The following is a 21598-nucleotide window of genomic DNA, read 5'->3' as shown; positions in this document are numbered from 1 at the left end:
ATGGACGGCGTGTGGGACTCCTTCTCAGCCCCGACGGGCGAGTGGTTCCGCGCCGCGTTCGCCGAGCCCACGGCCGCCCAGGTCGGCGCCTGGCAGGCGATCTCCGCCGGGCGGCACGCGCTGGTGGTGGCACCTACCGGGTCGGGCAAGACCCTGTCGGCGTTCTTGTGGTCGCTGGACCGGCTGCTCAGCGCGCCGCGCCCGGAGGACAAGAGCCGGCGCACGCGGGTGCTCTACGTCTCCCCTCTCAAGGCGCTGGCGGTCGACGTGGAGCGCAACCTGCGTGCCCCGCTGACCGGGGTCCGGGCGACGGCCGAGCGGCTCGGTGGGCCGCTCCCCGAGATCTCGGTCGGGTTGCGCACGGGCGACACGTCGGCGGCCGACCGCCGACGCCAGTTGAGTCAGCCCGCCGACATCATGATCACCACGCCCGAGTCGCTGTTCTTGATGCTCACCTCGCAGGCCCGAGAGACGCTGCGCGGCGTCGAGACGGTGATCATCGACGAGGTCCACGCGGTCGCCGGCACCAAGCGCGGCGCCCACCTGGCCGTCACCTTGGAGCGCCTCGACGAGCTATTGGACCGACCAGCCCAGCGGATCGGCCTCTCGGCGACCGTCCGCCCGCACGAGGAGGTGGCCAGGTTCCTCGGCGGCGTGGCGCCGGTCGAGATCGTGGCGCCGCCTGCGCAGAAGTCCTGGGACCTGCGCGTCGTCGTCCCGGTCGACGACATGACCGCTCCCGACGACGGAGCGGAGGACCCGGAGGGGCGCTCCTCGATCTGGCCGCACGTCGAGGAGCAGATCGCGGAGCTGATCGGCCAGCATCGCTCGACGATCGTCTTCGCCAACTCCCGTCGGCTCGCCGAGAGGCTCACCGCCAGGCTCAACGAGATCGCAGCTGAGCGCGACAGCGACAGCAACGACGCATCTGACCCCGCCAGCGCCTCGCCGGCCCAGGTGATGGCCCAGTCCGGGCACACTCACGGCGCGGCGCCGGTCATCGCGAAGGCGCACCACGGCTCGGTGTCGAAGGAGCAGCGCGCGATCATCGAGGACGACCTCAAGCGCGGCCGGCTGCCAGCAGTGGTGGCGACCAGCAGCCTCGAGCTCGGCATCGACATGGGCGCGGTCGACCTGGTCATCCAGGTCGAGTCGCCGCCCAGCGTGGCCAGCGCCCTGCAGCGAGTCGGTCGGGCCGGCCACCAGGTGGGTGAGACCTCCCGCGGGGTGCTCTTCCCCAAGCACCGTGGCGATCTCGCGCCGACCGCCGTCGCGGTCGAGCGGATGCGCAGCGGGACGATCGAGTCGCTTCGGGTGCCGGCCAACCCGCTCGACGTGTTGGCCCAGCAGGTGGTCGCCGCGACCGCGCTGGACGAGTGGGGCGTGGACGACTTGTTCGCCCTGATCCGCCGCAGCGCTCCCTTCACCAGTCTGCCGCGCAGTGCCTACGACGCGACCCTGGACCTGCTGGCCGGCCGCTATCCGTCGGAGGAGTTCGCCGAGTTGCGCCCCCGGATCGTGTGGGACCGGGTCGCCGGCACGCTGACCGGTCGACCGGGTGCGCAGCGGCTCGCGGTCACCAGCGGCGGCACCATCCCCGACCGCGGTCTCTTCGGCGTCTTCCTGGTCGGCGCGACCGGGCCGGGCGCCCGGGTGGGCGAGCTCGACGAGGAGATGGTCTACGAGTCCCGCGTCGGCGACGTCTTCGCGCTGGGAGCGACCAGCTGGCGGATCGAGGACATCACCCACGACCGGGTGCTGGTGACCCCAGCCCCCGGCGTGCCCGGTCGACTGCCGTTCTGGAAGGGCGACAGCCTCGGCCGTCCGGCCGAGCTGGGCGCAGCGGTGGGCGCGCTGCGCCACGAGCTGGGCAGCCTGCCCGAGCCGAAGGCGCTCGCCCGCGCCCATGAGGCCGGGCTGGACGACCGAGCCGCGGCCAACCTGGTCGCCTACCTGCGCGAGCAGCGGGAGGCCACCCAGCTCTTGCCCAGCGACCAGACTCTCGTCGTCGAGCGGGTCCGTGACGAGCTCGGCGACTGGCGGCTGGTGGTGCACTCGCCCTACGGCACTCCCGTGCACGCACCCTGGGCGCTGGCGATCAACGCCCGACTCCGGCAGCGGTACGGCGTCGACGGCCAGGCCGTCGCCAGCGACGACGGCATCGTCATCCGCATTCCAGATGGAGAGGCCGAGCCACCGGGCGGCGACCTGATCGTCTTCGACGCCGAAGAGATCGCCGAGATCGTGACCACCGAGGTGGGCGGCTCCGCCCTGTTCGCCTCCCGGTTCCGCGAGTGCGCAGCGCGCGCGCTGCTCCTGCCTCGACGCGACCCCGGCCGCCGCTCGCCACTGTGGCAACAGCGCCAACGCTCGGCCCAGCTGCTTGAGGTGGCGGCACAGTATCCCTCCTTCCCGATCGTCCTCGAGGCGGTCCGCGAGTGCCTCCAAGACGTCTACGACCTGCCGTCGCTGACCAACCTGATGGACCGCATCGAGCGACGAGAGGTCGCGGTCAGCGACGTGGCCACCACTCAGCCGTCGCCGTTCGCACGGACGTTGCTGTTCGGCTACGTCGCCCAGTTCATGTACGAAGGCGACTCCCCCGTCGCCGAGCGTCGCGCCGCCGCGCTCTCGCTGGATCAAGGCCTGCTCGCCGAGCTGCTCGGCCGAGCGGAGCTGCGTGAGCTGCTCGACCCCGAGGTGCTCGCGCAGCTCGAGGCGGAGCTCCAACGACTCGCGCCCGACCGTCGGATCGGCACGGTGGAGCAACTCGCCGACCTGCTCCGGATCCTCGGGCCGTTGACCATCGACGAGGTCGCCGAGCGCAGCGTCGAGGGCGCGACGGTCGCAGACTGGGTCGCTGAGCTCGCCGGCAAACGCCGCATCGTCAACCTGCGCGTCGCCGGACGGGACTGCTGGGCCGCGGTCGAGGACGTCGGTCGCCTGCGTGACGGGCTCGGCGTGCCGGTGCCTCCCGGCACTCCTGACGCGTTCACCGACCCGGTCGAGGATCCGCTGGCCGACCTGATCGGCCGCTATGCCCGCAGTCACGGCCCCTTCACCGCCGACGACGTCGCCTCTCGACTCGGCCTCGGCATCGCCGTGGTCCGGCACACCCTGGAGTGGCTGACCGCACGGGGTCGCCTGTTGGAAGGCGAGTTCCGGCCGGCCGGCACCAGCCAGGAGTGGTGCGATGCCGACGTCCTGCGCAGGTTGCGCCGGCGGTCCTTGGCCAAGCTCCGACACGAGGTCGAGCCGGTCGAGCCCGATGTGCTCGGTAGGTTCCTGCTCGCCTGGCAGCGGGTGGGTGCCGGGCGTGGTGCCCTGCGTGGGATCGACGGCGTCTATGCCGCGGTCGAGCAGCTCGCGGGGGCGCCGGTGCCAGCGTCGGCGCTGGAGCCACTGGTGCTGGCTGGCCGCGTCGCCGACTACGAGCCCGCCATGCTCGACCAGCTCACCACCTCCGGCGAGGTGCTCTGGACCGGTCACGGCGCGCTCCCCGGCAACGACGGCTGGGTCTCCCTCCACCTGGCCGATCAGGCAGCGCTCACGCTTCCCCTCCCTGATCCCACCCCGTCCGACCCACCGGACCTGAGCGATCTGCACCGCGCCATTCTCGACGCACTGGCACCGGGCGGCGCGTGGTTCTTCCGCCAGCTCGCCGACGTGGTCGTCGACGACGAGGCTGCGTTGACCTCCGCGCTGTGGGATCTGGTCTGGGCCGGCCTGATCGGCAACGACTCCCTTGCGCCGCTGCGGGCGCTCACCGGCTCCGGACGGCCCACGCACCGCACTCGCAGACCGGCGCCGCGCAGCCGCCCGGTGCTCAGCGGTCGACCCCGGCTGCCGTCATGGCAGGGTCCGCCGGAGACCGCGGGCCGGTGGGCACTCCTGCCCGAGCGTGACGACGACCCGACCCGGCGAGCGCATGCCACGGCCGAGCGCCTCCTCGACCGACACGGCGTGATGACCAGGGGCGCGGTCGTCGGTGAGCGGGTGCCCGGCGGGTTCGCCGGCGTCTACCGCGTGCTGACCGCCTTCGAGGAGTCCGGCCGTTGCCGGCAGGGCTACTTCGTGGCCGGTCTGGGCGCTGCCCAGTTCGGCACCGCCGGCGCAATCGACCGACTGCGGACCTTCATCCACCGCGACGAGCTCGCCGATCCAGTGGCGGTCGCGCTCGCGGCGACCGACCCGGCCAACCCCTACGGCGCGGCGCTGGCGTGGCCCGAGCGCATCCAGGCTCAGGGCGAGGAAGGCCCCGGCCACCGGCCGGGTCGCAAGGCTGGTGCCCTGGTCGTGCTCGTCGACGGCAGCCTGACCCTCTACGTCGAGCGCGGTGGACGGACCCTGCTCACCTGGTCCGATGACGAGGAGCGACTCACCGCCGCCACTCGCGCGCTGGCCGACGCAGCACGGGCCGGACTGCTGGGCAAGCTCACCGTCGAGCGCGCGGATGGCGAGCAGCTGCTCGGCGCCGGGGCCACACCGCTGCGGCTCGCGCTCCAGTCGGCGGGCTTCGTCACGACTCCTCGAGGGTTGCGGTTCCGTGCCTGAGGGAGACACCGTCTGGCGAACGGCGCGCACCCTCGATCGGGCGCTCGCCGGCCATCGACTGACCGCCACCGACTTCCGCGTGCCGGCCCTGGCCACCGCTGACCTGGCCGGAGCGATCGTGCGACAGACGGTGTCGCGCGGGAAGCACCTGCTCACTCACATCGACCACGAGTCGCACACCTGGACCCTGCACACGCATCTGATGATGGAGGGGGCCTGGCACACCTACCAGCAGGGACAGCGCTGGCGCCGGCCCGACCATCAGGCGCGCGTGGTGCTGACCGCCCACGACCGACTCGCGGTCGGCTTCTCCCTCGGCATCGTCGAGCTGCTGCCACGCAGCGAGGAGCACCAGGTCGTCGGCCACCTCGGGCCCGACCTACTCGGCGCCGACTGGGACGAGCAGGAGGCACTTCGACGCCTGCTGCAGATGCCCGAGCGGGCCATCCACGAGGCGCTGCTCGACCAGACCAACCTGGCCGGCATCGGCAACCTCTACGCCGCCGAGCTCTGTTTCACCAGCGGCGTCCACCCGACCACTCCGGTCGGCGAGGTCGCCGATTTGCCGCGGCTGATCCGGAGGGCGCAGGCGATGCTCGAGCAGAACAAGACCCGAGCTGTCCAGACCACCACCGGCGACCTGCGCCAGGGTGAGCGGGTCTGGGTCTACCGCCGCGACCGGCAGCCCTGCCGTCGATGCGACTCGACCATCGAGGTCTCCTCGATCGGCGAGCCCAGCCGGGAGCGGGCGGCGTACTGGTGCCCGACCTGCCAGCCGGGCTGAGCCTCAGCCTGGATCCGTGGAGGGGCGCCGTCGCGAGCGGCGCTGGAGGGGTGCGATGGCAAGGCGCCGGCGCGAAGGCAGACTGGACGTCTTTCGAGCGTCCGGCAACGCAGCCAGGGCGCCGCTCCGGCGCCGCGCAGTAGGCGGCCTTCCACGGATCCAGGCTTAGGCGGCGGAGGCGACCACGTCGCCGGTGGGACGGGTCGGCACCTGGAGTGGAGTGGCCTCCACCGGCAGCGACTCGAGCGAGAGCAGCGCCTCCTGCTCCGCCACTGCGTCGCTGACCTCGCGCAACACGTCGGAGAGCGGCACTTCGAGCGCCCCGCACAACGAGGCGAGCAACTCGGAGGAGGCTTCCTTCTGACCGCGCTCGATCTCGGAGATGTAGCCCAGGCTGACCCGGGCCTCGGCGGACACCTCGCGCAGCGTCAGGCCCCGCTGCATCCGCCGACCGCGGAGCACATCGCCGAGCAACCGACGAAACAGCACCATCCGCTCATCCCTCCGGGGTTCCCTCGGCGGTCCGGAACAGACCACCTGACGGCCCCAACGCTACCCGAGACCCGAGTGTTCCCGGCGCAGGACGTCGGCAAGCGCCGCCAGCGCCGCCTCGCAGGTCGCCGCCTGGACGGCCGGCCGATCGCCGTCGAGCCGCAGCGGCAACGTTCTGACACCCTCGGGCGAGGCGACCCCGACAAACACGGTGCCCGCCGGATGTCCCTCCTGCAGGTCCGGCCCCGCGACCCCGGTCGTGCTGAGGGCGTACGACGCTCCGACCACGCGGCGCGCGCCGTCGGCCATCGCCTCGGCGCACGCCGGAGAGATCACCCCGTCCTTCTCGACGACCGTCGTGGGCACGCCGAGCAGGTCGACCTTGACCGCGGTGGCATAGGACACCACGCCACCGCGATAGACCAGCGAGGCGCCCGGCACCGAGGTGATCCGAGCCGCCAGCTGCCCGCCGGTCAACGACTCCGCGGTCGCCAGCGTCCCGCCGCACGCCACCAACAGCTCGAGCAGCTCGGCCGCTCGGGCGTCCACTCCGGCCCCTACTTCTTCACGACCTTGATGGTGATCTTCTTGCTGACCGACTTGTTGTGGTCGTCGCCGAGATACTTCACCGTCACTGCCTTCTTGCCGACGGTGGTGAACTTCGGCAGCGTCACCGTGGCCTTGCCGCCCTTGAGGTCGGCGAGATAGGTCTGCGTGCCGACGGTGACCGCGATGGTGCCAGTCGGTGTCTGCCCGGTCGCCGCCAACGTGGCGGTCACCTTCGCCTTGGTCTTCTTCACCACGACCTTGGCCGGTTTGCTGCTCACCGTGAGTGAGGGCGTCGCCTTGGCGACCGTCAGGCCAACCGCGGTCGAGGCGGCGGCGAGGTCGCCGTCGCCGGCATAGGTGACGATCAGCGAGTGCGTGCCGGGCTCGAGCGCCTTGCCCCCGATGGCCACGGTGGCCTGCCCTCCCGTGAGCGCGGCGGAGCCGAGCTGCGTGCCGCCGTCGCGCACCTGCACCTCACCGGTGGCGCTGGCCGGATCGACCGAGACCTGCACCGAGCCCGCAGAGCCGTAGGTCATCGACGCCGCGGTCGCGGTGACCGTCGAGGCGTCGCGGCCCTTGCCAGCCGTGGTCATCGACGGGGCTGCCACGACGGTGAGCGTCGAGCCGGCGGGGACACGGTTGGGCACGGTCAGGTCCACACTCGCCGCACCATCGGTGACCGGGAAGGTGCCGAGTGAGATCTGGCCACCGGCGCTGGTCCGGGCGTAGACGCGCACCGAGGTGTTCTCCGGACTGCCGAGCGAGCTGAGGTTGAGCTTGTCGAGGGTGAACGAGACCTGGTCACCGGGCGAGACACTGCGCGGCATCCCCGACTCCGCCACCTGCTGACGGGCGAAGTCCGGGCCGATCGCCGGGTTGTCCTGCAGATAGGCGATCCACAGGTCCCGGTCGATCAGACCGGTGTCGCGATGGGTGCCGTCGGTGAACGCGCGGAAGTTGTCGCCGCCGGTGCCGAGGAAGGAGAACGTCGAGACGGTGTAGGTCTTGGACGCCGACACTGGCGCGCCGTCGATGGTGATCGAGGTGATCCGGTCACCCTCGGGTCGACTGGCGTCGTAGGTCACGTTGACGTTGTCGGACAGCCCGAGCGCCAGGAAGGACCTGGTGGGAACGTTGCCGTTCTCGTCGCGCTGCCACTGCTGCTCCAGCACCTGCTTGAGCTGGGCGCCGGTGAGGTCGACCAGCCAGATGTTGTTGAGGAAGGGCAGCACGGAGTTGGCCTCGGCATAGGTCACCACGCCATCGGTGTTGGCGGGATTCTCGCTGGTGTCGCCGGCGTAGTAGAGCTCGTTGCGCAGCCCGCCCGGATTGACGATGCCGATATCGGCGGTGCCGATCGCGCTGGACAGGCCGTCGCGCAGTGCGTTGGCGACCAGATCGCCGAGCGCGGACTCGTTGGCCCGGTCGTCACGGGCGCCACCTGCGTAGACACCGTCCACGAACCCACCACCCGAGAAGGCCGTGGTGACGTCCGACGTGACCGATCCGATCGGCAGGTTGCCGATCCCGGCAGCGTGGTCGAGCGCGGCGGTGACCGTGTCGTCGATCGGCCCGAGGACATCGGGATACTGCGCGACGAGCGGCGGGTTGTCCTCGACCGGTCCACTCGGCACCGGGTTGTTGGCCACCGTGTAGGAAGCGACCTTGTCCGCGATGGTGTCGTAGGTCAACACGACCTGGCCGATGTTGGAGCCGTAGGACCCCGTCTGCAGGAAGGGCCGCGTCGCTAGGTCACCGCCGGGGTTCGGCGCGTCCCAGGCGTAGGTCTGGTGCGTGTGGCCGTTGAAGACGACGTCGACGGCCGGGTCGAGGTTGGCCATCTCGGCGAACTCGCCGCCCTTGGCGACCTCGTCGTCGTACGTCGATCCGGCGCCGACCTGCGCGCCCTGGTGGAACGCGGCGACGATGACATCCGCCTCGCCGTTGGTGAGGTTGCCGTCACTGAGCTCGCCAGCGACCCGGTTGACCGCGTCGATCGGGTCGCCGAAGTCGAGGTCGGCGACACCGGCCGGGCTGACTAGGGTCGGTGTCTCGGCCGTCACCGCGCCGATGACGGCCACGGTGACGCCGTCTTCGTCGTAGGTGGCGTATTCCGGCAGCACCGGATCCTCGGTGCCCTTGGTGTAGACGTTCGCGCCGAGGTAGTCCCAGGCGGCGTTGTCGCCGCCGTCGATCACTCGGTTCTCCAGGTCATTCCACCCCTGGTCGAACTCGTGGTTGCCCACTGCCGAGGCGTCCAGGCCGATCTCGTTCATCACGTCGATGGTCGGCTGGTCCTGCTGGATCGCCGAGGCGAACTCCGAGGCGCCGATCAGGTCGCCGGCTCCGATCAGCAGGCCGGCGTCGGCCGGTGTGTCGGCCCGCAGATCCTCGATCTTCCAGGCCCACTTCACGGTGTTGTTGTTGATCCGACCGTGGAAGTCGTTGGTCAGCAGGAGGTTCAAGGTGACGTCGCCATCGGCCGCCTGTGCGGGCGTGGTGGGGATGAGCACCGCGAGCGGGGCAAGGGCGAGCGCCGTGGCAGCAACCAGGGCGGCGCCGCGCCGACGCGAGCGGGGGTCACGTCGTGACGGGGATGTGGGGAACACGAGGCACCTTCCGAGCGGCGAACCGTTGCACGAGTCGAATCACCATAACGCCGGGATCGTGGATTTGTTTACCTTCGGGATCAAACCGTGATGCCAGCGGGGCCCTCAGAGTCCGGGCCGGCTCTCAGGCGTCACGCATGGAGCCGCGTTGCCGCCACACGTCACGGAAGAACTCGTAGCCCGACCAGAGCGTCATCGCCACGGCGCCGGCCAGTGCCACCTGGGCGAGGTAGAACACCACCGTCCCTGGCGTCCCGAAGACGTCGAAGGCTCCCCCGTGCGCATCTCCGTGCGGAAGGGGTAGGCACAAGCCCGCCAGGGCAACCGCTTGAAGGGTCGTCTTGATCTTGCCGCTCATCGCGGCCGGGATGACCACGTGCTTGAGCACCGACAGCCGGAGCAGAGTGACGCTCCACTCCCTGACCAGGACGACGATGGTGACCCACCACCAGATCTCGCCCATGATCGAGAGCCCGATGAAGGCCATCCCGGTGATCGCCTTGTCGGCGATCGGGTCGGCGATCTTGCCGAAGTCGGTCACCAGGTTGCGGGCCCGCGCGATGTCGCCGTCGACCTTGTCGGTGATCATCGCGGCCACGAAGATCGCGAAGGCCACCAGCCGCCAGGTGATCGAGTCGCCGCCGTCGGCCAGCAGCGCCCATCCGAAGAACGGCACCATCACGATGCGCAGCGTGGTCAGCGCGTTGGGCAGGTTGAGGTTGCTCACCTGGGGTTCGCTCACTGGTCGACTCCGATCGGTCGTGCCTCCAGGTCGGCCCCGTCGGCGGCGACCACGACTGCCTCGACCAGGTCACCTACCTGGTGTCCGTTCACCGGGAGGCTGGTGCATCCGTCGACCTCGGGACCCTGGTGGTCACCGCGGCCCTCGGCCGAGGCTCCGTCGACGGCCTCGACCAGCACCCGGACCGGCTCACCGACCCGGTCCTGGGCTCGCTCGGTGGTGACGGAGTCGACCAGGTCGGCGACCCGCTCCACTCGCGCGCGGATCTCCTCGGCGTCGAGCTTGTCGTCGTACGTCGCTGCTTCGGTGCCGTCCTCGTCGGAGTAGCCGAACACCCCTGTCACGTCGAGCCGGGCGTCGGCCAGGAAGTCGCACAACAAGTCGAGCTCCTGCTCGGTCTCGCCGGGGAAGCCGACGATCACGTTGGACCGGATGCCCGCGGTCGGCGCCAGCTGCCGGATCTGGTCGAGGAGCCCCAAGAAGGTGTCGGGGTCGCCGAACCGTCGCATCCGGCGCAGCACGGTCGGGCTGGCGTGCTGGAAGGAGAGGTCGAAGTAGGCCGTGACGCCCGGGGTGCCGGCAATGGTCTCCAGCAGGCCGGGTCGCAGCTCGGCCGGCTGCAGGTAGGACACCCGGACCCGCTCGATCCCGTCCACGTCGGCCAGCTCCGGCAGCAGGGTCTCCAGCAGGCGCAGGTCGCCGAGGTCCTTGCCGTAGGACGTGGTGTTCTCCGAGACCAGGAACAGCTCCTTGACGCCGGTCTCGGCCAGCCAGCGCGCCTCGGTCAGCACCTCGGCGGGTCGCCGGCTCACGAACGAGCCTCGGAAGCTCGGGATGGCGCAGAACGTGCAGCGCCGGTCGCAGCCGCTGGCGAGCTTCAGCGCGGCCGTGGGTCCGGGGTCGAGTCGGCGGCGCAGTCCCGCGGCGGCGGCATGGCCGGGCACCGGCAGCTCGGTGGCGGCGCGGTCGATCGGGGTGATCGGCAGCAGGCGACGCCGGTCCTGCGGCTGGTGCGCCGTGGGGACGTCCCCGGCCACGATGCCTCGCAGGCGGGCCGCGATGTCGGGGTAGTCGTCGAACCCGAGCACGGCGTCGGCCTCGGGGAGCGCGGCGGCCAGCTCGGCGCCGTACCTCTCCGCGAGGCAGCCCACCGCGACGACGCTGCGCGGGCGTCCGGACTCCTTGAGGTCGGCCGCGGCCAGCAGGGTGTCGACGGAGTCCTTCTTGGCGGCCTCGACGAAGCCGCAGGTGTTGACCAGCACGGTGTCGGCGTCGACCGGATCGGCGACCAACCGGAACCCGTCGGCCGCCAGCCGACCGGCCAGCTCCTCGGAGTCGACCTCGTTGCGGGCACAGCCGAGCGTCACCAGCGCGACCGCGAGCGGCTCGCTCGCAGCCTCGCTCGCCTGAGCTCCAGGCTGGGGGGTGGCCGACACGATGATCGAGTATCCCAGCCGCCGCTCACCCCCCGCGCATCCACCCCGCGCGGGACATCTCCAACTCAGTCGCCGACGTAGGTGCGGGTGGCGGGTTGGCCGGTGTGGCCGAGGGCGCCCTGTTCTTGACCGTCGACGACGACCTTGACGCTGCCGTCGGAGGACTCGACCCGGACCGGAGGCGCGACCTCGAGGGAGCGGGAGGCGCCGTAGGCGAGGTCGCCGGTGAAGATGATGCGGCCGTTGCCGTCGCGGACCACGACGTGGGCGCCGCCGCCAGCAGCGCGTACGACGACGGGCACGGCGTCGGCGGTGGTCGAGGTTGCGGCGCGGCCTACGCCGCCGGAGCCGTCCAGCCGCGGGGCTACCGGCACGTCGACCGGGCCGTCCATGACCAGGCGCGCGAGTGACCAGGCGAGCACGACGGCCATCAGGGCGGCCACCAGCACCGACCAGTTCGGGCCGCCGCGGGTGTTGCGCAACGACGCCGTGGCGCCGGTGGCCAGCTCGGCCTCGAACACTTGGCGAGGGGTCACCGGCGCATGGGCGTAGCGCTGGTCGTACTGCTCGATCAGCGGAGCCGCCTCCAGTCCGAGCACACGCGCGAGGGTGCGCAGGTGGCCGCGGGCGTAGAAGTCGCCGCCGCACGGCCCGAAGTCGTCGATCTCGATGCCGGCGATCACATGCTGGCGGATGCGGGTCCGCTCGGCCAGCGCCTCGACGGTCAGGTCGAGCCGGCGCCGTGCGGCCGCTACCTGGGGGCCGATGACCGGCTCCGGGAGCTCCTCGGCAGCCGGCTCGTTCTCGACCTCCAGGCCGGGGAACTCCGGACGACGCAGCTCCTCCATCTCCGGCAGCGCCACCGTCACCTGGTCGGGTGAGCTGGCCAGCGCGAGCGACCCCAGCACCAGGTCCGAACGCAGACCAGGCGTGAGCTGGCGGTCAGGCGTCGGTGCCGGCTCGGTGAGGCTCGCTGCCGGCGCGACCGGCAGCCCCGGACCAGGCAGATCTTGACCAGGAGGGCCCTGCTCAGGAGACGACTCTTCGGCGGTGGCCGAGGCAGGCTCGCCACCGCGGCCGGCGATCCGCAGCCGCTCGGCGATCGCACCGATCCCGGCCGCCATCGCCGGACGGGGGTCGCGCCAGCGAGAGGCACCGGGCGCATCAGCCTCGTCGGGCTCGACCGACAGATCGGGCTCGATCGGCGCGACCAGGGCAGCGCCGGGGACGATCTCGGCCAGGACGGCATCGAGGCCGTCAGCAGCCCCGCTCACCCGGGTCGACAGTCCGAGCGGGACGGCGTACGCCTCGGCATCGGCGGCTGCGGGCTCGACGACCAGCCGGCCGTCACGGAGCAGGCTGGACCGGGGCTGGTGCTCGACCGCGTCCACCTCAACCCAGGGCAGGCCCTGCCAGGTGCGGCCGCGCCGCACCCGGACGCCCCGGGCATCGGCGACCAGCAGCGGTGAGCGCGCGTCCACGACGACAGCGAGGTAGCCGAGCGCGACCAGGCCGAGCACCACGCCCAGGATCCAGTCGAGCGCCGAGCCGGACCCGGTGGCCCGGTGCAGATACGCGGCGGCGACCAGGGCAGAGGCCACGCCGACACCGGCAAGCAGCCAGACGTTGCGCCGGATCTCCAGCCGAGGCTCCGAGTGGCCCTCGGCGGCAGGCGTCTCCGGGTGATCGATCTCGGTCGTCACTGCTCCCCCTGCAAGGTGATGAGCACCGCATCCAGCTCGTCGGGCTTGATCAACACGTCGCGGGCCTTGGAGCCCTCACTGGGTCCGACCACGCCGCGGCTCTCCAAGATGTCCATCAACCGGCCGGCCTTGGCGAAGCCGACCCGCAGCTTGCGCTGCAGCATCGAGGTGGAGCCGAACTGGGTCGACACGACCAGCTCGACGGCCTGCACGACCAGATCGAGGTCGTCGCCGATGTCGTCGTCGAGTTCACGCTTGCTCGAGGCCGCCGCGGTGACGTCCTCGCGGTAGCTCGGCGACAACTGCTCCTTGACGTGCCGCACCACCTGGTGGATCTCGGTCTCGGTGACCCAGGAGCCCTGGACTCGGACCGGCTTGGAGGCGCCCATCGGCAAGAACAGGCCGTCACCCTGGCCGACCAGCTTCTCCGCACCCGGCTGGTCGAGAATGACCCGGCTGTCGGCGAGCGATGAGGTCGCGAAGGCGAGCCGCGACGGCACGTTGGCCTTGATCAGGCCGGTGACGACGTCGACCGACGGCCGCTGGGTCGCGAGCACCAGGTGGATCCCCGCCGCTCGGGCCAGCTGGGTGATCCGGACGACGGCGTCCTCGACATCACGGGGCGCGACCATCATCAGGTCGGCCAGCTCGTCGACGACGACCAGCAGGTAGGGGTAGGGCTCGAGCTTGCGCTCGCTGCCGACCGGCACCTGCACCTTCCCGGCGCGCACCGCCCGGTTGAAGTCGTCGATGTGCCGGAAGCCGAAGTTGGCCAGGTCGTCGTAGCGCATGTCCATCTCGCGCACGACCCACTGCAGCGCCTCTGCGGCCTTCTTGGGGTTGGTGATGATCGGCGTGATCAGGTGTGGGATGCCTTCGTACGCCGTCAGCTCGACCCGCTTGGGGTCGACCATGATCAGCCGCACCTCGTCCGGCGTGGCGCGCATCAGGATCGAGACGACCATCGAGTTGATGAAGCTCGACTTGCCGGAGCCGGTGGCGCCGGCCACGAGCAGGTGCGGCATCTTGGCGAGGTTCGCCACCACGAAGCCGCCCTCGACATCCTTGCCGAGCCCGGCCAGCATGGGATGCGGATCGGAGCGTGCGGTCGAGGAGCGCAGCACGTCTCCCAGCGACACGATCTCCTTGTCCAGGTTGGGGATCTCGATGCCGATCGCGGACTTGCCGGGGATCGGGCTGAGAATGCGCACGTCCGCGGACGCGACGGCATAGGCGATGTTCTTCGACAGCGCGGTGACCTTCTCCACCTTCACCGCCGGGCCGAGCTCGACCTCGTAGCGGGTCACCGTCGGGCCGCGGGTGTAGCCGGTCACCTGCGCGTCGATGCCGAACTCCTCCAGCACCTGGGTGAGCCGCTCGACCACGCCGTCGGAGGCTCGTGACCGTGGCTTGTGCGGGGACCCCATCTTGAGCACGTCGCTGGCCGGCAGGGTGTAGGTGATGTCCCCGGACAGGGCCAGCTGCTCGACGCGCTGCGGCAACGGCGTGTGCGGCGGCGCCTGGAGCTCCACCGGCTCGGGCGTCTCGGCGGGCGCCTCCGCCTTCGGAGGGGCCGCGCCCTTGCGCCGCTTGTTCACCTCGCGGTCCTCGAGGACCGGGGTGTCGTAGGCCGGGCTGCCCAGCTCGGGGTCGACATCGTCACCCGCGCCGCGACCGCGCCGGCGGGTCCGGATCGGAGCGGTCTGCTCCGCATCGGTCTCGTCCGCCGAGGGCCCGTCGGTCCGGCCGAGCAGCCGATCGCGCGCGGCGCCGATCCGCTCCGGCACCCGGTGGACCGGCGTCGCGGTGATCACCAGCAGTCCGAAGATCGCGAGCAGGAGGAGCAGCGGCACCACGATGTACGGCGTGCGCAGCAGGTCCATCAGCAGGCTGGAGACGACGTAGCCCACCGCTCCCCCGGCCTGCTGCAGATCACTGCTGTCACCGGCCCGCGGCGCCGGCGAGCCGTTCGCGATGTGCACGATGCCGAGGACGCCGAAGGCGAGCGCCGTCCAGCCGACGATCTGTCTGCCGGCCGGGCCGTTGCTCTCGGGGCGGCGCAGGGTGCGCCAGCCGACCAGGATCAGCAGCAGCGGGACCAGCCAGCCGACCTTGCCGACGGAGCCGGCCACGACGGTGCGGACCAGCTCCATCACCGATCCGGGCAGCTGCCACCACACGGCACCGGCGCTGACGACCGCCAGCCCGAGGAACAGCAGGCCGACACCGTCGCGGCGGTGCTCGGGCTCGAGATCGCGCGCGGCGCCGCCGATGTGGCGGGCCACACCACCCACGCCATGCGCGATCGCCAGCCAGACACCGACCACAGCACGGCCGACGGCGCGGAAGAACCGCGAGACGGGGCCAGGGCCGGAGCGCACCGCGCGCGGCGCGGTGCGCGCAGTCAGCCCACGAGACTTCTTCTTGCTCGTGGTCCGCCTGCTGCGGCTGGTACTCCGGGATCGGGTGCTCGAGCCTCGGCCTTGGGAGGACGTGCTCTTGCTCCGCGAACCCGGCGGGGAAGACGTACGGGTCGCCATGCTGCGACCTTAGGCGATCGTCACACCAGCATCACGCTTCACAGCGCGTGTCGTGCCCGACCGACCGGACGCGGCGATCATCGCGAAATCGTTCGTATCCAAACGATTGAATAACGAAACACCAGTATTGCGGAATTCGGGTAAGGCCCACCTGTGTTAGTGACGCCACATTCAAATGTCGTCTCCCCGATTGCTTTTTAGTGCGGGAGCGGGTCGATACTCGAAGGCAGGAGCCTCATCCTCCGCACCAGAAGGGGCCACGCTTGTGGATGTTCTCGACATCGCCCGGTGGCAGTTCGGCATCGTCACCGTCTACCACTTCTTGTTCGTGCCGCTGACCATCGGCCTGACCGCCCTCATCGCCATCCTCGAGACGATCTGGGTGCGCACCAACAAGCCGGAGTACCTCCGGCTCACCAAGTTCTTCGGCCGGCTGTTCCTCATCAACTTCGCCATCGGCGTCGCCACCGGCATCGTGCAGGAGTTCCAGTTCGGCATGAACTGGTCGGACTACTCCCGCTTCGTCGGCGACATCTTCGGCGCCCCGCTGGCCGTCGAGGGGCTGCTCGCCTTCTTCCTCGAGTCGACCTTCCTCGGCCTATGGATCTTCGGGTGGGACAAGCTCCCCCGTGCCCTGCACGCCACCACGATCTGGCTGGTGCACCTGGGCACCCTCGCCTCCTCCTGGTTCATCCTCGCGGCGAACTCCTGGATGCAGCACCCGGTCGGCTACACCTACAACCCCGACAGCGGACGCGCGGAGCTGACCGACTTCTGGGCCGTCATGTTCAACAAGGTCCAGCTGGTGACCTTCCCGCACGTGGTGATGGCGGCGTACATGACCGCGGGCGCGTTCGTGCTCGGCATCGGCGCCTACCTCTACGTGCGCAAGGACAAGGAGCATGACCGGCCGCTCTACCTCAAGGCGATCCGGTTCGGCGCTGCGGTCTCGCTGATCGGCGGACTGGGCGTGGCCATCACCGGCGACGTCCAGGGCAAGATCATGACCGAGGTGCAACCCATGAAGATGGCGGCGGCCGAGGCGCTCTACGACACCGAGCAGCCCGCGTCGTTCTCGATCTTCACCATCGGCACGCCGGACGGTCAGACCGAGAAGTTCGCGATCAAGGTGCCGCGGCTGCTGTCCTTCCTGGCGACCGGCGACTGGAACGGCAAGGTCGAGGGCATCAACCAGCTCCGCGAGAGGTACATCGAGAAGTACGGCCAGGACCCGGGCGCCACCTACTACAGCGCCGGGGACTACGTGCCGGTGATCCCGGTGACCTACTGGTCCTTCCGGTTCATGATCGGGCTCGGCGTCCTGGTGGCCGCCGGCGCGGCGCTGATCTTGTGGCTGACCCGGCGCGGTCGCGCGCCGACCAGTCCCTGGTTCGGCCGGTTCGGAATCCTGATGCCGATCGCCGCGGTGTTCGCCAGCTCCTGGGGTTGGCTGTTCACCGAGATGGGTCGCCAGCCCTGGGTCGTCTTCGGGTTGATGACGACCGAGCACGGCGTCTCCCCCAGTGTCCCTGCCTACGAGGTGTGGACCTCGGTGACGGTCTTCACGCTGCTGTACGGCGTCCTCGCGGTCGTCGAGATCGGCCTGCTCGCGAAGTACGTCAAGCGCGGTGCCGATCCGTTCGAGGAGCCGCCGGACGTGCCGCTCGGCGGTTCGGACGACGACGCCCCGCTGTCGTTCGCCTACTGAGAGGAACGAGACGATCATGGAACTCACCACTGTCTGGTTCGCCCTCATCGCGATCTTGTGGATCGGCTACTTCGTCTTGGAGGGCTTCGACTTCGGCGTCGGCATGCTGCTGCCGATCCTGCCGAAGGACGAGAAGGAGCGCCGCGTCCTCTACAACACCATCGGCCCGACCTGGGACGGCAACGAGGTGTGGGTGCTGGTCGCCGGCGGCGCGACCTTCGCGGCCTTCCCGGAGTGGTATGCCACCTTGTTCAGCGGCTTCTACCTCGCGTTGCTGCTCATCCTGGTCGCGCTGATCGTGCGCAACCTGGCCTTCGACTACCGCGGCAAGCGCGACGACGACACCTGGCGGAGCCGGTGGGACATGGCCGCCATCTTCGGGTCGTACGTGCCCGCGCTGCTGTGGGGTGTCGCGTTCGCCAACATCGTGGCGGGCGTGCCGATCGACGAGCACAAGGAGTTCACCGGCAACCTGCTCACCCTGTTGAACCCCTACGGCCTGCTCGGCGGGCTGGTCACGCTCTCCCTCTTCCTCACCCACGGCGCGATGTTCTTGGCCCTCAAGACCGACGGCGACATCCGGCACCGTGCCCGGTCCCTCGCGGTCAGGCTCGGCTTGGTCGCCGCGGTGATCGCGGTGGTGTTCATCGTGTGGACGCTCGCGAAGTACGACTGGGAGATCATGCCGCTGCTGTTCTTCGCGGTGGCCGCTGTGGCTCTGCTCGCCGCGATCGGGATGGCCGCTCGAGGAAGCGAGGGCTGGGCCTTCATCGGCACGGCGGTGACTATCGCCTGCGCGGTGGCCGGCCTGTTCTGGGCCCTGTTCCCGGCCGTGATGCCGTCGAGCACGGATCCGGCCTTCTCGCTGATGGCGTCCCACAACCCGGCGGTGGGGGTCTCCGCCGCCGCGACGCAGTACACCCTGAAGGTGATGACCTGGGTCGCCGTGGTCTTCACGCCGATCGTGCTCATCTATCAGGCCTGGACCTACTGGATCTTCCGCAAGCGGATCTCCACGCACCACATCCCCGACCCCGTCGGGGATACCGTGCAGGCCTGATGCGGCCACTGGATCCACGAGTCCTGATCCACCTCCGGCCAGCACGCCGAGCTCTCCTCGGGGTGCTGGCCGGAGGCACGCTGGGCGGTCTGCTCACCGTCGCCCAGGGCTTCGCCATCGGCACGCTGGTGGTCCGGGTCGTCGATAGTGGGCACTGGCAGGGCGCCGCGTGGTGGGTGCTGGCGATCACGGCGGCGCGGCTCGCGTCGTCGTACGTCGTCGACGTCGCCTCGGCCACCGCGGCGACCCAGGTCTCCTCGGCCCTGCGCCGACGGCTGCTGCGGGCCACCTTGGACCTGGACGCGCTCGCCCTCTCCCGCCGCCGGGCCGGCGAGCTGACCCTGCTGGCGACGCGCGGGATGGCGGCGGTGGAGCCCTACCTGACCCGCTACCTGCCGGCGATGGTGATGGCGAGTGTGCTGCCCGCGATCACGGTGCTCGCGCTGCTGCTGCTCGACTGGCAGGCCGGGCTGATCGTCCTGCTGACGCTCCCGCTGGTGCCGGTGTTCGCGATCCTGATCGGCCACGCCACCCAGGAGCGCGCCGACCGACAGTGGCGGCTGCTCGCGGTCCTCTCCGGGCACTTCCTCGACGTGGTGCGGGGTCTGCCGACCCTGGTCGCCTTCCGGCGCGCCGAGGCGCAGGCCGCCTCGATCCGGGCCATCACCGACCGCTATCGGCGCGCCACCTTGGACACGCTTCGCATCGCGTTCGTCTCCTCCGGCGCTCTGGAGCTGATCGCGACCCTCTCCGTCGCCCTGGTCGCCGTCGACGTCGGGCTGCGGCTCGCTGCCGGCCGGCTCGACTTCTGGACCGCGATGGTGGTGCTGCTGTTGGCACCCGAGGCCTACTGGCCGCTGCGGCGGGTGGGTGCCGAGTTCCACGCCGCCGCCGAGGGCACGGCCGCCTTCGAGCAGGCCGACGCGCTGCTGGCGACCGAGCCGGCTCCGCAGGGTGACCCGATCACTCCTGGAGCGCCTATCACGCTCGACGGCCTCATCGTCCGCTATCCCGATCGCGCCACGGCGGCGGTCGACGACCTCACCGCGGTGCTCCCCTCCCCCGGGCTGACGGCCGTCGTCGGACCGTCCGGCAGCGGCAAGTCCACCCTGCTCGCCACCCTGCTGGGCGAGCTCTCTCCCGACGCCGGTGAGGTGCGGATCGGCTCCACCTCGCTGGCCGGCGCCGACCTGGCCGGCTGGCGCACGCAGGTGGCCTGGTCGCCGCAGCGGCCGTGGCTCTTCTCCGGCTCGGTGGCGGACAACCTGCGAGTCGCCCGACCCGAAGCGACGGACGACGAGCTCCGTGCCGTGCTCGACCGGGTCGCTCTGGGCGAGGTGGTCGCCGCCCTGCCGGCCGGACTCGGCACCGAGCTCGGCGAGGACGGCGCCGGACTCTCCGCCGGACAGCGGGCACGGCTGGCCCTCGCCCGAGTGCTGTTGGCCGAGCGCCCCTATGTCTTCTTGGACGAGCCCACCGCGCACCTGGACGAGGCCACCGAGGCGATCCTGCTCGACGCGCTGCGGGACCTGAGCCGCCGCTCCTGTGTCGTCGTGGTCGCGCACCGACCGGCCGTGACGGAGGTTGCCACCCATCTAGTCACGCTCTCCCCTCAAGTTCCCCGGGCGTCGCCGGATGTGGTCGAGCCGGCGGCGACACCGGCCGCGCTCGACCACTCGGGTTCCGACCGGGCTCCTACTCAGACCGTTGCGAACAAACCACCCCGCCGCACCCGGTTCCGCGCCGGCGCCCGGACCGGCACCCTCCTGGGCACCCTGTCCGTCGTCTGTGGCGTCGCGCTGACGGCCACCGCGAGCTGGCTGATCACCCGCGCCTCGGAGCAACCACCGGTGCTGGACCTGATGGTCGCGATCGTCGCGGTGCGCGCCTTCGGCCTGGGTCGCCCCGCGCTGCGATACGCCGAGCGGTTGGTCTCCCACGACGCGGCCCTGCGGTTGCTCGCCGAGCGGCGCGCGGAGGTGTACGACGCGCTGGTCCCGCTGGTGCCCGGGCGGCTCGGCACGCGCCGGGGCGATCTGCTCAGCTCCGTCGTGGACGACGTCGACTCCCTGGTCGACCGTCAGCTCCGCGTCCGGCAGCCGGTGTGGACCGCGATCTGGGTCAGCCTGCTGGCCGTCGTCCTGGCGGCCGCGCTCGATCCGCGGGCGGGGGCCACCGTGCTGGTGGTCTGCCTGGTCGCCGCCCTCGGCCTCCCCCTCGCCCACCGTGGCGTCGCCGCTGCCGAGCCTGCCTTCGTGGCCGCGCGGGCCGGTCTGTCCGCCCGCGTGGAGCAGATCGTCAGCTCGGCCCGCGACCTGGTGCTCTGGGGCGCCGACGACCGGGCCCTGGTCGACCTGGATGCCGCGAGCGAGAGCCTGGGTTCGGCTGCACGTCGGTCCGCACGCGCGACGGCGCTCGGTCGGCTCCTGCCGATCGTCGCGGGCGGGTGCGGGGTGGCCGCCATCGCTGTCGTCGTGCCTCGTGGCGCGACGTCGGACGCGATGCTCGCGCTCCTGGTGCTGCTTCCACTCGCGTTGGTCGACGCCTTCGCGCCGCTTCCGGACGCCGGCGCCCTCGCCGTCCGCACCGCCGCGGCCCAGCGCCGCCTCGACGCACTCACCTCTCAGAGCCCGGTGGTGACCGAGCCGGCGGCTCCGGTGGCCGCCGACCTGACCCGTCCCGACGCCCGTGCCCACGCCATCTCGGTGGGCTGGGGTGAGCAGGATGCCCTCACCGACTTCTCCCTCGACCTTCCCGCCGGGGCGAGAGTCGGACTGGTGGGCGCGTCGGGCACCGGGAAGTCGACCTATGCCGCAGTGATGATGCGCTTCCTCGACCCGCACTCGGGCAGCCAGACGCTCGCCGAGGTCGACCTGCGCGAGCTCGCCTTCGGCGACCTGCGCGGTGCCACCGGGCTGGTCGACGACGACCCGCACGTGTTCGGGTCCACCGTGGTGGAGAACGTGCGGCTGGCCCGGCCGGACGCGACCGACGAGGAGGTCCGCAAGGCTCTCGATGCCGCCCACCTGGGCTCCTGGGTCGACTCGCTGCCTCGTGGCCTGGACACCCCGATCGGCGAGGGCAGCGCCCACGTGTCGGGAGGCGAGCGGGCCAGGATCGCCCTCGCCCGGGCCTGGCTGGCCGACCAGCCGGTGCTCGTCCTCGACGAGCCGACCGCCCACCTGGACTCCGACACCGCCCGCCGGGTCAGCCAGGAGATCCTCGGCGAGGAGCGCGGTCGCTCGATCGTCTGGATCACCCACGGCACCATCGGCCTGGACGCGATGGATCAGGTTGTGACGCTGCGCTGATGCTTCATCAAGGTAAGTGGGTGGACCTTCACCTCACACGGCGCACACGCAATGAGAAGTGAAGCCCCGTGCACGTACCGCAGATGTTGCAGCGACGCCCGGGGCCAGCA

Annotated in this window: 12 protein-coding genes; 5 read left to right on the top strand and 7 right to left on the bottom strand. The window is 71.0% G+C overall.

The annotated features are described in order from the left end of the window. The gene (locus tag QM714_RS02515) at positions 1 to 4554 is read left to right on the top strand and encodes an ATP-dependent helicase (protein WP_415097292.1); all 4554 of its coding nucleotides are present in this window, start codon (positions 1 to 3) and stop codon (positions 4552 to 4554) included. Further along, positions 4547 to 5338 (top strand): DNA-formamidopyrimidine glycosylase family protein, encoded by a 792-nt coding sequence (locus tag QM714_RS02510; RefSeq protein ID WP_415097290.1) that lies wholly within the window; start codon positions 4547 to 4549, stop codon positions 5336 to 5338. The genes QM714_RS02515 and QM714_RS02510 overlap by 8 nt, the downstream gene beginning before the upstream one ends. A 165-nt stretch (positions 5339 to 5503) precedes the next feature. Here QM714_RS02510 and QM714_RS02505 read toward each other — a convergent pair whose 3' ends face one another. The 7 genes from QM714_RS02505 to QM714_RS02475 form a co-directional block, all read right to left on the bottom strand. Beyond that, a complete protein-coding gene (locus tag QM714_RS02505; RefSeq protein WP_415097288.1) occupies positions 5504 to 5830 on the bottom strand; it encodes a helix-turn-helix domain-containing protein in 327 nt (108 codons plus the stop codon). A 60-nt stretch (positions 5831 to 5890) separates the two neighbouring features. Further along, positions 5891 to 6379, bottom strand: coding sequence for a CinA family protein (locus QM714_RS02500; protein ID WP_415097286.1), 489 nt, complete (start codon positions 6377 to 6379; stop codon positions 5891 to 5893). A gap of 8 nt (positions 6380 to 6387) precedes the next feature. After that, positions 6388 to 8988, bottom strand: coding sequence for a 5'-nucleotidase C-terminal domain-containing protein (locus QM714_RS02495; RefSeq protein WP_415097284.1), 2601 nt, complete (start codon positions 8986 to 8988; stop codon positions 6388 to 6390). A 124-nt stretch (positions 8989 to 9112) separates the two neighbouring features. Continuing rightward, entirely contained in the window at positions 9113 to 9730 is a 618-nt protein-coding gene (gene pgsA, locus QM714_RS02490; protein WP_415097282.1) for a CDP-diacylglycerol--glycerol-3-phosphate 3-phosphatidyltransferase, read from the bottom strand. Then, entirely contained in the window at positions 9727 to 11166 is a 1440-nt protein-coding gene (rimO, locus tag QM714_RS02485) for a 30S ribosomal protein S12 methylthiotransferase RimO (RefSeq protein WP_415097280.1), read from the bottom strand. The genes pgsA and rimO overlap by 4 nt, the downstream gene beginning before the upstream one ends. 65 nt (positions 11167 to 11231) lie before the next feature. Then, a complete protein-coding gene (locus tag QM714_RS02480; RefSeq protein ID WP_415097278.1) occupies positions 11232 to 12869 on the bottom strand; it encodes a helix-turn-helix domain-containing protein in 1638 nt (545 codons plus the stop codon). Next, positions 12866 to 15409 (bottom strand): DNA translocase FtsK 4TM domain-containing protein, encoded by a 2544-nt coding sequence (locus QM714_RS02475; protein WP_415097276.1) that lies wholly within the window; start codon positions 15407 to 15409, stop codon positions 12866 to 12868. The genes QM714_RS02480 and QM714_RS02475 overlap by 4 nt, the downstream gene beginning before the upstream one ends. Positions 15410 to 15674: 265 nt before the next feature. Here QM714_RS02475 and QM714_RS02470 point away from each other — a divergent pair, with 265 nt between their 5' ends. Genes QM714_RS02470 through cydD form a run of 3 tightly spaced genes read left to right on the top strand, consistent with a single transcriptional unit; the run spans position 15675 to position 21488 of the window. Continuing rightward, positions 15675 to 17117 carry a cytochrome ubiquinol oxidase subunit I gene (locus QM714_RS02470; protein WP_415097274.1) on the top strand — a complete coding sequence of 481 codons (1443 nt, stop codon included), beginning with the start codon at positions 15675 to 15677 and terminating at the stop codon, positions 17115 to 17117. A 16-nt stretch (positions 17118 to 17133) separates the two neighbouring features. Next, a complete protein-coding gene (gene cydB / locus QM714_RS02465; RefSeq protein ID WP_415097272.1) occupies positions 17134 to 18177 on the top strand; it encodes a cytochrome d ubiquinol oxidase subunit II in 1044 nt (347 codons plus the stop codon). Then, the gene (gene cydD, locus QM714_RS02460) at positions 18177 to 21488 is read left to right on the top strand and encodes a thiol reductant ABC exporter subunit CydD (RefSeq protein ID WP_415097270.1); all 3312 of its coding nucleotides are present in this window, start codon (positions 18177 to 18179) and stop codon (positions 21486 to 21488) included. The genes cydB and cydD overlap by 1 nt, the downstream gene beginning before the upstream one ends. Positions 21489 to 21598: the final 110 nt, after the last annotated feature.

The organism is Nocardioides sp., from assembly GCF_047602075.1.
Classification (GTDB): domain Bacteria; phylum Actinomycetota; class Actinomycetes; order Propionibacteriales; family Nocardioidaceae; genus Nocardioides.
Note: the sequence above shows the minus strand (reverse complement) of the source record. Positions and strands in the feature narration are given on the sequence as shown.

Coding starts and splice junctions, on each gene's coding strand:
- cydB (WP_415097272.1), top strand. CDS start 17,134: ATGGAACTCACCACTGTCTGGTTCGCCCTCATCGCGATCTTGTGGATC.
- QM714_RS02505 (WP_415097288.1), bottom strand. CDS start 5,830: ATGGTGCTGTTTCGTCGGTTGCTCGGCGATGTGCTCCGCGGTCGGCGG.
- QM714_RS02515 (WP_415097292.1), top strand. CDS start 1: ATGGACGGCGTGTGGGACTCCTTCTCAGCCCCGACGGGCGAGTGGTTC.
- QM714_RS02475 (WP_415097276.1), bottom strand. CDS start 15,409: ATGGCGACCCGTACGTCTTCCCCGCCGGGTTCGCGGAGCAAGAGCACG.
- cydD (WP_415097270.1), top strand. CDS start 18,177: ATGCGGCCACTGGATCCACGAGTCCTGATCCACCTCCGGCCAGCACGC.